The organism is Flavobacterium sp., from assembly GCF_043756175.1.
Classification (GTDB): Bacteria; Bacteroidota; Bacteroidia; order Flavobacteriales; family Flavobacteriaceae; genus Flavobacterium.
The window spans coordinates 1-14159 of record NZ_JAYURN010000075.1 but is presented as its reverse complement, the minus strand read 5'-3'; the positions used below and the strand labels follow the sequence as shown (position 1 = coordinate 14159).

Sequence of the window (14159 nt, the reverse complement as noted above, 5' to 3'; positions counted from 1 at the left end):
ATTTTTAAGTATATTTGGAGAGGAAATCGCTAAAGAGTAGCGACAATCTACCCAAATATGGGTGTATATGCGCTACTTTGTAGCGAGTATATACAAGTAGCAGTAATTATGAAAAAAACGATAATAACAACCATATTTTTTATCTGTGCTTTTGGACTAAAGGCACAGTCTTTAAAAAATTCTGATTTCAAAAAAACAGAATGGTTTGCTGACAATGAAAATCAAAATTTTTATACCTCAGATACAATTTCACTTACTCAAATTCTACAATTTAATAGCGAAAACGAAAAACTGAATGCAACTTACATAAAACTTCAACAAAATAACAATAGAAATATAACAGAATTGAATTTTAAAAGTAGCGGGATTTTAACTGTTGAGAATTTGAATGTTGAAAATTGGGATGTTTCTAAAATTATCGGAAAATGGAAATGGAAATTCGACTCTAAAAATCAGATTTTAAATTTGTACTATAATAGAAAATTAAGACATTCGTTTCGAATTGATTCTAAAAAAAATGATAGTTTGATATGGAAATCTGAATATGATAATAAAAAAAGTGAATCCAAAGTGGATTTACTAATATTAAGACTAATTAGAATAAAAAAATAACTACTGCTAACAGCCACTACAACGGATTTGGGCATTGGGCTTAATGGAAAAATGGTCTTGTATTTGGGATGATTTGGCAAATCCGAAATTAGAGCTTAATTTAGTCCCAAACCCGCTGTAGTGCCAGAACGTTAGCAGAAATATCACCACAAAATCAGAGAATTCAATAACTCAATTCTAACAAATGAAAATACATTCCTTAAATATTTCAGGATTTAAAAGACTGAAAAATGTTAAAATTTTATTCGCTGATGCAACGTTTTTAATTGGTCAAAATAATTGTGGAAAAAGTTCGACAATTAAAGCAATCGAGACACTTTTATCAGGAAAAAAACAACTGAGTTCAAGTGATTATCATTCAATTCTTGATGAAGAAACTAATGAAGTCAAAGTTGACACTAATACAATTATTTTAGAAGCAGAATTTAGAAATTTACCTATTGAAGCGCAAACTTGGAGAGGATTTAAAGGAAGAATTTTTAATTATGCAGTTCCTGCAGATATTGAAGAAACAGGTCTTTCAGTAACTTATCGTAAAACTTATGAATTAGGAAAAGATGTAATTATTGAATTTAAATCTAAAATTAGAAGTATAAAAGAAGAATTTGTAGAATGTAAAAAACCTCAAGACTATATCAATAATGGATTATCACAAGAAATAATTGAAGAATTTTTCCCTGAGTTAGAAAGTACCATTGGAAAAAGTAAAAGTGCTTTGGAAAAACTAGACCTAATTGATGAAATTTGGGAAATTTCAGAAGAAGAGAATTGGTTTCAAAATCCAGGTGGTATACCAGGAAATGTATTAAAAATGCTTCCTAGATTTTTACTTATTCCAATTGATGTAGGAATTCATGAAATTCAAGGAGCAGGAAGTGGAGTTTTAAGTACAACCTTAAGTGAACTTTTTCAAACAGTTCGTGAACATTCAGAACATTTTAAAAATGCACAAATTCATCTAGATAATTTAGTAAAGGAACTTGACCCGAAAGATGATAATTCTGAATTTGGTAAAATGATGACTGAATTAAATAATGTACTTTCATCCATTTTTCCAGATTCAAAACTTCATGCAACTACAAGCCTAAGCGACCCTTCAAGTTTAAAACCAAGTTTCAATGTTGAAATGTCTAGTAATATAAAAACTTCTGTAGATAATCAAGGTACAGGTATGGTTAGAGCAGCTGTATTTGGCATGTTAAGATATAGACAACTTTGGCTTTCAAAAAAAGAAGATGAACATGCAAGGTCAATAATAATATGTTTTGAAGAACCTGAAACATATCTTCATCCTAGTGCAGCTAATCAAATGAGAGATGCAATTTATGAGTTAAGTTCTCAATCTGCACAAATAATTTCTTCTACTCATTCGCCTTATCTGATAGATATATCTAGGAAACCTAAGCAAGTTTTGAATAGAATGTTTGATTGCGGTAATCACGTTGATTGTAATAGTTTCAGTGTTTCTGAAAAGTTTTTAGAATTGCAAGAAAATCAAAAAGATTATGTTAAAATGCTTTTGAAAATTGACAATTATATCTCTAGAATATTTTTTACTAAACATGTAGTAATAATTGAAGGCGATACTGAAGATATTTTAATAAAAGAAACATTAAAAAGATTGGACAAATTAAAATATCTAAGAATCTTATCTGATTTTGAAATTATTAAAGCACGTGGAAAAGCTTCAATTATTGGGTTAGTAAAATATCTTACTTCTATGGGAATAAATCCAATTGTTGTTCATGATAAAGACTCCGCAGTGCCTAATGCAGAAAAATTTAATCAACCAATAATTGACGCTCTTAACGGTAACGGCAGAATTGTGTACATGGTAAATAATGTCGAGGAAGAATTAAATTACAATGCAACTTATGAAAAACCATATAAAGCTTATAAAAAAACTTTAGAATGGGGAGAAAATTGGGATGATTTACCCGAAAATTGGAAAGTTAAAATGGTTGAAATTTTCGGTGATTACATATAAAAGATACTTCTGCTAACACACGCTACAAGCAATTTGGGTATTAGGCTTAATTTGAAATTGGTTTTGTATTTGGATGATTTGGCAAATCCGAAAATAGGGCTTAATTTAGTCCCAAACTGCTTTTAGCGCGGGGACGTTAGCAGTAATGTTAAAAAAAATACAGAAACCTAAACAATAGAAAATATTTTATAATTTTGTTTGTTAATTTTAAAACAATAAATGAAATATCCTAAATATCAATATCGTTCAGAAACTTCAATGAGTTACTATGAGTTTATTAGTGAAGGACCAAAAGGGCTAATTAAAAAAATAGTAGAATTTACTGAAACTGGAACTGAAAATGTTTACAATTTAGGATTTGCTGATTATGATGAAAAAACGAAAACAACAAGCGATATTTCTGTTACGAATAATGGAGATAGTTTAAAAGTTTTAGCAACAGTTGCATCCACTGTTTATGCTTTTACACAGAAAAATCCCAAAGCATGGATTTTAGCAACTGGAAGCACAAACGTTAGAACAAGATTATACAGAATGGGAATTACAAATAATCTTGCTGAAATAAGTGAAGATTTCAAAGTTTTCGGATTAAATAATAATGGAGAATGGGATAAATTTATAGTCGGAGAAGATTACGAAGCATTTTTATTAACAAAAAAAGAAAATATATTATAGTTATGACAATAGACCAATTAAATCAATCGAAAGTTCCGATTATTGTTTTTGACAAAAAATTGGAAGAATTTAAAGGAAAAGTATTGTTTCCTGAAAAATTGAAAAGAGCAAACGAAATTTTGGCTAAAGCAGGTATGCCGAAAGTTACGATAAAAAAATAAACACTACTGCTAACACACGCTACAAGCAATTTGGGCATTTGGCTTAATTTAAAGTTGGTCTTGTATTTGGAAGATTTGGCAAATCCGAATAATGGGCTTAATTTAGTCCCAAACCCGCTGTAGTGCCAGAACGTTAGCAGTAATACTCTCGGAACTGAACAGAATCAATACTTAAATGAAAAAATTAAAAATATTTCATCCTAAAAACACTATTGCATTTCACAAAACAACTTTAGTTTTACTTTTTCTTGTTGCTGTAATTTCATTGGTTCATTTCTCAAAGAAGATATTTCCTGAAAATTTTGAGAATTTAGATTTGCTAAATGTATTTTTGATTGTAGTAACGTTTTTATACTTCATATTTTATTTAATCTACACGAATCTTTTCAGATACGAACTTGAGAATGGAATTTACTCTGGTTACTTAACTATTGAAAATGATAAAATAATTTGTGACTCTAAAACATACTTAATAAACGAAATTGAGAAAGTTAGCATTTTACATTACTATTACCGTGGACAATCTAATGGCAAAATATCCGCATTAGAATCAAAAAGATCAAACGGATTAAAAAATTACATTGAGATAACAACTAAAAACAAAATTGACAAATATTACTTTTTGCAAACAAAAAAAGAAAACATAAAAATGTTTAGAAATGAAATAAAAGAATATTATGAGAAAGGAAAAATTGGAAAACAGAATTTTGAAAATATAATGAATTAAGTACTACTGCTAACAACCGTTTAGAATAACTAACCCTGTTAAGTATTGATTTTATTGGTATTTTATAAAATAAAAATGATTTGGTACAACATAAGTACAACAAATTGATGATTTCCTGTAAATCAGTTGAAAAAATGACATTCATTTTTTTTTAAACTCAAAAAGCAATCAGCCAACACAAAAAAATTACCTGAAAATGTTTCAGATTAAAAAAATATCATATATTTTTGTCACAACATGACAAGTCAGAAAATAAAAGTCAGAAAATAAAAGTCGTATGAAAGAAAGTTTTGGTAGTTTTATTAAAAAGCTACGAATTGAAAGTGGCTTAACTTTAACTCAACTTGCAGCTAAACTTGATTTAGATTCAGCAAATTTGAGTAAAATTGAAAATGGTAAAAGGGAATTTGATGAAAAAAGATTGGTGTTACTCTCAGACACATTTAATATTAATATTGACGAATTAAAAAAAGAATTTTTTGGTGATTTTATTGCTAAAAAGATTTATAATTCAAATTGTTCGGAAGAGATATTACTTGTTGCCGAAGAGAAAGTTAAATATTTACGTGCAGTAAATTCTAAACAAATAAATTTAGATTTATGAATAGTAAACTAACTTATATTGACCTTTTCTCAGGAGCTGGGGGAATGTCTCTAGGATTCGATAAAGAGGGATTCAATAATATTTTTTCTATTGATATAGAACCAAGTTTTTGTGAAACTTACAAAGCAAATTTCCCAACACATAATCTTGTACAAAAAGATATTACAAAACTTACCGACCAAGAAATAAAATCTTTAACCAATCAAATGGATATTGATGTCGTAATTGGCGGTCCTCCCTGTCAAGGTTTTAGTATCGCTGGAAATATAGGCAGACGATTCATTGAAGACCCAAGAAATCAATTATTTAGAGAGTTTGCACGAGTTGTAGAAATTGTAAAGCCCAAGTACTTTGTTATGGAAAATGTAGCAAGGCTTTTTACTCATAACAAAGGCGAAACTAAAATGGAAATAATTGAATTATTCAAAAAATTAAATTATAGCGTTGATTGTAAAGTAATTAATACCGCTAACTTCGGAATTCCACAAGTTAGAAATAGGGTTTTGTTTATTGGAAATAGAATTTCAGATAATATAATATTTCCCGACAAAAAAGTAGAGAAATATACATCTGTTAAAGATGCGATTGACAGACTTCCCAAACTAAAGTCAGGAGAAAAATCAAAAATAGCTAATCATATAGCGATGAAGCATTCAGAACAAATGCTTGAAAAAATGAGCTATGTTTCAGATGGAGGTAACAGAAATGAAATTCCTGAAACATTACGCCCTAAAAGTGGTGATGTTAGAAAGTATATACGATACAAAAGTACTGAACCCGCAGTTTGCGTAACAGGAGATATGAGAAAGATTTTTCATTACTCTCAAAACAGAGCCTTAACAGTTAGAGAATTAGCATCAATTCAAACATTCCCTATTGATTTTGTTTTTAAAGGCTCTACAATTTCACAACAACAACAAGTAGGGAATTCTGTACCGCCAGTTTTGGCGATGGAAATTGCTTTAACAATTAAAAAAATGATGAAAGATGATAAACAAATTTCCTAAAATTAATTTTATTGGCAATAAAGAAAAAATTGCACAATGGATTACCGATTACTTTCCAAAAGATGCAAAAAGTATTTTTGATGCTTTTTCGGGAGGAAGCTCTGTCAGTTATCAATCAAAAATCAAAGGATTGAAAGTAATATCCAATGATATTTTAGGAATAAATTATTTATTATCGAAAGCTCTAATCGAAAATAATTCTGTTCAATTGTCAAATGAAGATGTAGAATTAATTTTTTCGGGTAAACCGAAAGAAGGTTTTATGTTTAAAAATTATTCAGAAGTATTTTTCTTTCCTAATGAATGTAAAGAATTAGATTTATACAGAGGAAATATCGAAAAATTAGATTCAGACTATAAAAAAGCTTTAGCACTAATTTTAATGCGAAGAGCTATGATTCGTAAGATGCCCTATTCTCGATTTAATATTAATTGGGAAAAAATAAAGCAATTACGAGATGAAGAATATAGCTATGAAAAATATAAGAGAAAACGAGCATACCATAATCAAACATTCAAATCACATTTTCTTGAGAATATGGGTGAATATAACAACGCTGTTTTTGATAATAAAAAAGAGAATTTATCACTAAACGAAGATGTGTTTAAAATAATAGATTCTGTTGAAGCCGATATAATATATTTAGACCCTCCTTATACAGGAACAATGAATAATTATTTTGGATTTTATGGTATGTTGGATGAATACATTGAAAGCAAGAAATTACAAGCATTTGAAAATAATTTCATAGACAAAAAATCATCAATTGAATTATTTGATAAGTTATTTTCTAAATTAAACAATTTTAAATATTGGTATTTAAGCTATAATAATTCTTCATACCCAAGCAAAGAACAACTTATCGAGTTGTTAGAAAAATATTCGAGTAATATTCAACTTGTTGAAAAGCCCCACGTTTATAAAATCACTGGAAAAGAAAATAAAAAAGTAAACATGGAGTTTCTTTTCATCATAAAAAATGATAATTATGATAATACTAAAAGTAACAGAAGAGAGCAAACAATTTGCGAAACAGCAAATTGAAGCTTTTGAGAAAATCGATGCGGGAAGTTGGAGATATGACGGAGTTGAAGCCTGGAGAGGAATTGTTTGTGAAATGCTAACTGCAAAATGGTTATCTGAAAAATTTAAAGTTGACAAAGAAGCAAAAGGATTAGATACTTCGGGCATAGTTGATGATTATGATTTATTAATCAATGGCAAGAAAGTTGAAATCAAATCAGCAACGCAAAACTATTTTAAATATTTAATGCCTAAAATCCATGATGTTAATGATAAGCCTAAAGATATTTATATTGGTGTAAAGTATAATGAAACTGTTGAACCTAATGAGATAAAAATATTGGGATTTATTAAGCCCACTGATATAAAAAAATACCCTATCAAAAAAAATAAAGGAGCACCATACTATGAAGTTCCTTTATCTATTTTAAAAGAAATTAATACCGAAACGTTTGAATAAATGAGTGCACCACAGAATTATGAAGATTATTGGAGTTTAACAAATGCCTTTACAGATTATAATGGAGATAAATTTTTATCTACTTTGAAAATCTGCGTTGATTTCATTGATGAATATAAAAATGAGGAATACAGTCCAGAAAAATATACTAGGCTACAATTGAGAATACAACACGCACTAGGTATTGAATTAATTTCTATAAGAAAAGCCATCAATCAATTAGTGAAAATGGGGTTTATAAATTCATTTTTGCTTTCTTATAATTCGGATACTTTAGAGTATTTGTCTGCAAAAACCAATAAAAAAAGAGAATCGCTTTTATCTAAAATTGTTTATTCATATTCTAGTTTTAATCGTTCAATAAACAATGAATCAAATTTACATCAAATGAATTTTTTGATTAAAACGTTAATTGAAAACGGCAAACTATCAAGAAGTGAAATTATAGCATTGATGCTTGTCGATATTGAAAAAGTTGAAAAAGGATATTTAGATAAAGACGAATTGAAAAGGTATGATTTTATGGCTAATAAGATTGGTTTTGTAGAAAGAAAATATAATCAAGTTGCTTATCTATATAACTCACTAAATAAACTTGATGATATAGTTTTTGTCAGAGAGGAATTGTATTTTGAAGAAGATGCTAAACGCATTTTTGGGGACGAGTTAAAAGAAGAAAGAAAAGCTAGAGATCCATATCTACATAGACTTTACAAAAACCAACTTCAAGAAGAAAGTATTTATCATTTTGAAGATACAAAATGTATGGTTGAGAAGTTAGCTTATCCAGTTTTAATTGCAAGTCATATTAAACCATTCTTTAGATGTGATGAAAATGAAGCCTATGATGCAAATAATGGCATATTATTAAGCAAAAACATTGATTCATTATTTGACCTTGGCTACATTACTTTTAGCGATACTGGAAAAATAATATTCTCAAGTCAACTAAAACAGGAAGTTAAGGACTTTATAGAAAATTATTCTTTGGACAATAGATTTATTAATGCGAAAAGATTAGAATATTTAGAATATCATAGAAACGAAATATTTGAAAAAAGATACAAGTATGCCTAAAAGAGAAGTGCTAGAAAATTTCGCCTTAGTTCTTTATAATACTAAAGCTCTTTCACTAGAATAATCTGAAATAATTATGAATGAATTAAAAATACATTTTGAAAATTGCTACGGGATAAAAAAAATGCAACACACATTTGATTTCACAAAATCAAAAGTGCAAATCATTTATGCTCCAAATGGAGCGATGAAATCCTCTTTTGCAAAAACGTTTGAGGACATTTCATTGGAGAAAGTTTCAGAAGACAGAATATTTACAGAAAGAATAAATCATAGATCTGTAAAGGTTGACAATAGAGATATTCTAAAAGAAGAAATATTTGTTATTAATCGGATGCAAGATGTTGACTTTAAAGAGGCATCAACTATTTTGGCAAACGAAGAACTTAAAAAAGAGTTTGACACAATTAATATAAAACTAAACGATACCAAAAAGGAAATTATAAAAATGATTCAGCCTTATTTTGGTATAAAAGAAAACCTAATTGAGCAAACTATCGAGCAAACTTTCAAAACAGATATTTACACTTTTATAGAAAGTCGAGCAGAAGAAATTAAAGAAATAGAAACTCCATTATATTCCAACATAGTTTTTAATGAAATTTTTAATGACAAAGCTTATAAATTTTTAAAAGAGAAATCATTTAATACCAAAATTAGAGAGTATATTACAGTTTACGACAAGTTAGTAAATGAAAATACTACCTTCTTTAAAAAAGGAGATTTTAACCATAATAATGCCGACAATGTTACAAAATCATTAAAAGAAAATGGTTTTTTTAAAGCCGAACATAAAGTCAAAATTAAAGATGTTGAAATTGGAAATATTGATGAACTAGAAACTGTAATAAAAGCCGAAAAAGAGAAAGTTCTAAATGACCCTGAACTAACTTCAAAATTCAACGAAATCGATAAAGCACTTAACGCAAATAACGAACTGCGCAATTTCAGAAGCTATGTAGAGGATAACCAAGAAATCATAAAGGAATTTATTGATTTAGAGAACTTTAAAAAGAAACTAATTCTAAATTACATTGCCAATCATAAAAGTGAATTTGATGTTTTTGTAAAGCTGTATGCCGAAACAAAAACAAGGCGAAATGAAATCACTATTGAAGCAAAAAAAGAGCAATCTGAATGGTTAAAGGTACTCGATATATTTAAAAATAGATTTACGGTTCCTTTTGAAATTAAAATCAAAAATCAAGAAGATGTTATATTAAAAAATGAGCCAGCTTCTTTGATTTTTACATATAAAGATGGACTTTCTAGTAAAGACCTTGGTGGAGTTGAAATTAATAAAAGCCTTAGTACAGGTGAGCAAAGAGTATTTTATCTTCTAAATATTATCTTTCAAATTGAAACTAGAAAAAAAATAGATTTAGACCAATTAATTATAATTGATGATATAGCGGATTCATTTGACTATAAAAACAAGTATGCCATAATAGAGTACTTAAAAGACATTGCAGACGACCCAAAATTTAAAATGATAATATTAACACATAACTTCGATTTTTATAAAACTGTAAAGAAAAGATTAGAAGGCGTTAGTAATTGGGAAGGCAATTTAAAAGCCGTTAAAAATGCAACGGGAGTAAGCTTGGTTGATGGCGAGAAAAAAGATGTTTTCCCATTACTCCGAAAAAACTACGCTTCTTGTGAAAAGTCTTTTATATCATGTATTCCATTTGTTAGGAACTTAATAGAATATACAATTGGAACAAAGAATACTAATTATTCTGTTTTAACTTCATTGTTACATATTAAACCAGTTAATGAGGTAGATGGTATAAAAGCCACAAAAGAAATAACAACTGGGGAAGTTTTAACGATTTTTAATAGTATTTTTGGATTGACAGAAACTCTTCCCGATGTAAACACCAAAGTTTATGATTTAGTCATTTCCATTGCAGAGGATATAATTCTAAAAAATGAAGCTGTTTTAGACTTAAAATCAAAACTTTGTCTATCAATCGCTATAAGATATAAAGCAGAAGATTATATAATAAACAATGTGACCAACCCAAATTTTCACGCTAATATTCAATCAAAAGAAACTGGCAAAATTATTGGGCAGTATAAAACTGAATTTCCCGAAAACAAAAATGAAATTGAAATTTTCGACAGAGTTAATCTAATGACAGCAGAAAACTTGCACTTAAATTCATTTATGTATGAACCGCTAATGGATTTATCAGAAGACCATTTAAGGACGTTATACAATGATGTTTCATCTTTGGGTGTCGTTGTGGCATAGTTTCAAAAACATTCATTGAGATAAATCTAAATCATGAAATATGACAATACAGCAATTTATAAACAATAGAAATAAATACAAAGTAGATTTTACATACCAACGACCTGACAATGCTTGGTCTAAAGAAGATAAACAATGTTTAATTGATACAATACTAAAAGTAGAGCCACTTCCTATTTTTTTTATGAATTATAATTCAGATGAAAAAGTATTTTATATTGTTGACGGTCAACAAAGATTAAGTTGTATTTCACAATTCTATGATAACAAATTAAAACTTTCAGAAAAGTTTTCGGGCAAATCAAAAGATGGTAAAACTTTTAATGGAGATAATGCTCTTGAAGATAATGATAAAGATGATTTCTTAAATTATAATTTGAATTTTCACGTTATGGAAGATTATAATGATGAAAGAGTTAGATTAATATTTTCAAGGTTACAAAGAGGTAAACCATTGGCACTTGGGGAAAGGTTGAATGCTGAACCAGGAACAATAGTGGATTGTATGCGTGAATTAGCAAAACATTCTTTCATGTCTGAATCAATTGGTGTAGCAAAAAATCGTTATGGAATTTATCCTGATTCTGCAAGAATACTTTTTTACGAAAAATTTGGGGCGAAGCAATGTGGCTCTCAAGAATTATATAATTTCTTTGATAATTATAGAACTCTTGATAAAAAATCGAGAGAATTTAAAAATGCTATTTCGATTTTAAATTATCTTGAAAAATGCTTCCCTGCAAAGCCGGGCAATTATAGACATTTAGAAAAACACGCATGGGTACTTGCTGTTTATACTATGGTAAGGGAATTAAAATTGAGTTATTCACTAATAGGACAAGAGGAAAAATTTAAAAATTTTATTATAGATTTTCATAGTAAAATTTACAATGAAGATTTTAGAAAATCAAAACCTAATTATCAAAGATTCTATGATAATGTTCGTGGTGGCTGGTCAGAAAAAATAATTGCACTTAGAAGAGATATTTTAATCAAAGAATTTTTAGCTAAACATCAAATTGCTGAACTCGACGATAAAAGACAAATATCTGATGAGGATAAAATTGCAATTTTTGCGACAAGAAAAACTTGCGAACTTTGTAATTGCGAATTTAAAGATTATAAAGATGCTGAATATCATCATAAAGAAAGATACGCAGATGGTGGAAAGAGTACTATCGAAAATATTATGATTCTGTGCACAAAATGCCATGATAGAATACATGGAAATTCAGAATTAGAGATTCCGAGTGAAGAAGAATTTTCAGAAGATGAATAATAACAAAAGAGGCGTGTTACAAAGCTGTCATACGCCTCTTTTAATAAAAACAATTTAAACTACTTCTTTGCTTTTGCCTTTACAACTTTTCCCCCTTTTACATATCTGAAACCCTTTTTAAGTGTTCCATCTTTCTTTACTCCATCCCTAGAAATTACACTACTACATAATTTTTTAGCTGAGATTCTTTTTTTACCTTTCGGTTTTGTTTTTTTTGCTACCATGATTTTTGAATTTAGATTATTTAACTTTAAACGATAATTTTCTTTTACTTTTTGCTTCTGTCGGCTCATTTACTACCTTTTTATAATACATCGAGTATTTAAAAGTGAGGTCATTTCCTCTGTTTTTTTCAAGTGTGGCAAACCTTTGTTTTGGGTCTTGATGCGAGGAACAATGAATTACAGAAGTTGGGTTGTGCGCCATCTTGTTACCGCCATACATCGCCCCATTTTCTTTTACCTGAGATATGAAGCACCATATTACTTTTGGGTAAGTGGTTCTTAAAAAATTCAATTGGTCGGCTGTAATTTTTAAATCCGTAACAGAATCCGCTATAATCACTTTAACCACTTTACAGAAATCCTGTAATTCTTGAAAGGGTTTTTCTAAATAACCTTTTATAGCTATGTATCTTCTTCCTTTCTCGGTTGTATTTCGGTTAATGCTGTCTAGCGTGTCTTTACTCTCAATACCACCTTGCTCATAATCGATGTAGGCTACTGGAGTTTGTTGTTCCCCAAAAGCATTGGCAATTTGCATAGCCAACTGTGATTTTGAACTGTGCTTATTTCCTTTAATCAGAATAAGTGCCTTGTGTGGCTGTTGCTTTTGCAAAAACTTTCCAATCTCTCCACCCAATACAAAAACATCTTTAGCTTCTTTTGGTGCGGAATTGGCAGATACAAAACCTAATTTCTCTAACTGATTTAAACTTTTATTCCGATCCTTTGCAAGTGGTTTTTCACTCATTCCAGTATTGGTTTTTCCTGGTACTTTCACAACTCTTTTTTTCTTTACTTCAGTAGCCTTTTTAGTTTTGGCTTTTGCTCCCAATCCTGCGAACAAATCCAATTGCGCCCCTTGTTTAGTTTTACTTTTGGCTTTGACTTTAGCGGGTCTCTTTACTGGAACTTTAACAGCTACTTTCTTTACTGGGGCTGTGTTTTTTTCTTCTTCTTCTTTTTCAGTGTCGGAATTTCTATTTAAAATATAATTGACTGCCTTTTGAGATTGTGCCGAAGCTTTGAGAAAAAAACGATTATCATTTTCTAATTCAGTAACTAAAACAGTATTCCAATTTTTAAGATATTTTGCCGAGTTTTCTTTTGTTTGAAACAATATCCCTGCTTCTGAACACATAAAGACTGCTCCCAATTCTGCAATGAGTTCTTCATAAGCATAATTTTTACTACCAAACTTTCCAGAGAAATCTCTCCCCAGTCTTTTTTCTGCTCCAGTTGAATGGGTCAGCTCGTGAAAATAGGTACAGTAATACGAAGCCTCTTTGTTGAAGGCTGTTATTTTGGGCATATTGAGCGTATCTGTAGCAGGTTGATAATAGGCTCTGTCTCCAACAAAAGTATAAGTAGGTGGGTTTTTATATCCGTCAATAAGTTGTTGCGCTTGTTCAATCGGATTGACCTTTTTACTATCTGTTTTATCGCTTGGAAATTTTAAGCCTGTACAATCATCAGCCCTAAAAACGTTGTAATATTTAATAACTGGAATTTTTACCAGATGCGCTTTCAAATCTTCTTTAGTTAGTCCGTGAGATTTTACAAACTCGGTAAACTTTGCCTTGTCGGTAGTTTTGAATTTTAATAAGCCATTGTCATAATTGAAAATCATAGTGTAATAAATTACACGTCTTGCCTTGCTGTCTTTTTTTAAGGATGCTTTGGTTTCCCTAATTTGATTAAAGGTTAAATAATAAGGCTGTATAAACTTTATCGGCACTAAATACCCTTTACCGTCTTCATCAAATTTCACATCAAAATTCAGCAGAAAATTGGCTCCTGTATATTCCTTTTTGCTCACATAGTTTTTTGCTGTTCCATCAGCTCCCGAACCAACCCAATCTTTTTGCCAAGGCAAATGCCCAACCTTTTCAATGGTATTGATAATCAAATCTGTGATATAGCTGTAAATATCATCGGGAGAAACGCCATTTAAACCGCCCTCTGTATCGGGTTCGGATTGATATTCTAACGAGGGTAAAATGATACTTTGCTCTGCGCCACTAAGTCCTAATTCATTAATAAAATCTTGTATTTCAATAGTGAA

The 14159-nt window shown here is 29.5% G+C and carries 14 protein-coding genes; 12 read left to right on the top strand and 2 right to left on the bottom strand.

The genetic code is table 11. From position 1 onward, the window contains the following. The first annotated feature begins 108 nt into the window (after positions 1 to 108). The 12 genes from ACH2BP_RS05615 to ACH2BP_RS05560 all read left to right on the top strand — a co-directional run bounded on the left by ACH2BP_RS05615 (position 109) and on the right by ACH2BP_RS05560 (position 11873). Positions 109 to 612, top strand: a complete 504-nt coding sequence (locus ACH2BP_RS05615) for a hypothetical protein (RefSeq protein WP_395057844.1) — start codon at positions 109 to 111, stop codon at positions 610 to 612. A gap of 184 nt (positions 613 to 796) precedes the next feature. Beyond that, positions 797 to 2599, top strand: coding sequence for an ATP-dependent endonuclease (locus tag ACH2BP_RS05610; RefSeq protein WP_395057843.1), 1803 nt, complete (start codon positions 797 to 799; stop codon positions 2597 to 2599). 219 nt (positions 2600 to 2818) lie between these two features. Beyond that, a complete protein-coding gene (locus tag ACH2BP_RS05605) occupies positions 2819 to 3274 on the top strand; it encodes a DUF6934 family protein (RefSeq protein WP_395057841.1) in 456 nt (151 codons plus the stop codon). Positions 3275 to 3276: 2 nt separating this feature from the next. Then, on the top strand, positions 3277 to 3435 hold the full coding sequence (locus tag ACH2BP_RS05600; protein WP_395057839.1) for a hypothetical protein: 159 nt from the start codon (positions 3277 to 3279) through the stop codon (positions 3433 to 3435). A gap of 175 nt (positions 3436 to 3610) precedes the next feature. After that, positions 3611 to 4162 carry a hypothetical protein gene (locus ACH2BP_RS05595; RefSeq protein ID WP_395057837.1) on the top strand — a complete coding sequence of 184 codons (552 nt, stop codon included), beginning with the start codon at positions 3611 to 3613 and terminating at the stop codon, positions 4160 to 4162. Between the two features lie 277 nt (positions 4163 to 4439). Beyond that, the gene (locus tag ACH2BP_RS05590) at positions 4440 to 4766 is read left to right on the top strand and encodes a helix-turn-helix domain-containing protein (protein ID WP_395057835.1); all 327 of its coding nucleotides are present in this window, start codon (positions 4440 to 4442) and stop codon (positions 4764 to 4766) included. Continuing rightward, positions 4763 to 5773, top strand: a complete 1011-nt coding sequence (locus ACH2BP_RS05585) for a DNA cytosine methyltransferase (RefSeq protein ID WP_395057833.1) — start codon at positions 4763 to 4765, stop codon at positions 5771 to 5773. The genes ACH2BP_RS05590 and ACH2BP_RS05585 overlap by 4 nt, the downstream gene beginning before the upstream one ends. Beyond that, positions 5754 to 6818, top strand: coding sequence for a DNA adenine methylase (locus ACH2BP_RS05580; protein WP_395057831.1), 1065 nt, complete (start codon positions 5754 to 5756; stop codon positions 6816 to 6818). Before ACH2BP_RS05585 ends, ACH2BP_RS05580 begins: the two co-directional genes overlap by 20 nt. Then, positions 6763 to 7257, top strand: coding sequence for a hypothetical protein (locus tag ACH2BP_RS05575; RefSeq protein ID WP_395057829.1), 495 nt, complete (start codon positions 6763 to 6765; stop codon positions 7255 to 7257). The genes ACH2BP_RS05580 and ACH2BP_RS05575 overlap by 56 nt, the downstream gene beginning before the upstream one ends. Next, on the top strand, positions 7258 to 8334 hold the full coding sequence (locus tag ACH2BP_RS05570) for an HNH endonuclease (RefSeq protein WP_395057827.1): 1077 nt from the start codon (positions 7258 to 7260) through the stop codon (positions 8332 to 8334). Between the two features lie 124 nt (positions 8335 to 8458). Further along, positions 8459 to 10594: a hypothetical protein gene (locus ACH2BP_RS05565; protein WP_395057825.1), complete on the top strand. Its 2136-nt coding sequence runs from the start codon at positions 8459 to 8461 to the stop codon at positions 10592 to 10594. Positions 10595 to 10634: 40 nt separating this feature from the next. Continuing rightward, complete coding sequence (locus tag ACH2BP_RS05560) at positions 10635 to 11873, top strand: DUF262 domain-containing protein (RefSeq protein ID WP_395057823.1); 1239 nt, start codon at positions 10635 to 10637, stop codon at positions 11871 to 11873. A gap of 59 nt (positions 11874 to 11932) precedes the next feature. On the opposite strand, the gene ACH2BP_RS05555 is transcribed toward ACH2BP_RS05560, so the two are convergent. Continuing rightward, on the bottom strand, positions 11933 to 12097 hold the full coding sequence (locus tag ACH2BP_RS05555) for a hypothetical protein (protein WP_395057821.1): 165 nt from the start codon (positions 12095 to 12097) through the stop codon (positions 11933 to 11935). A gap of 16 nt (positions 12098 to 12113) precedes the next feature. Next, positions 12114 to 14159, bottom strand: a 2046-nt coding sequence (locus tag ACH2BP_RS05550) for an ArdC family protein (RefSeq protein ID WP_395057819.1), incomplete at its 5' end; no start/stop codon positions are given.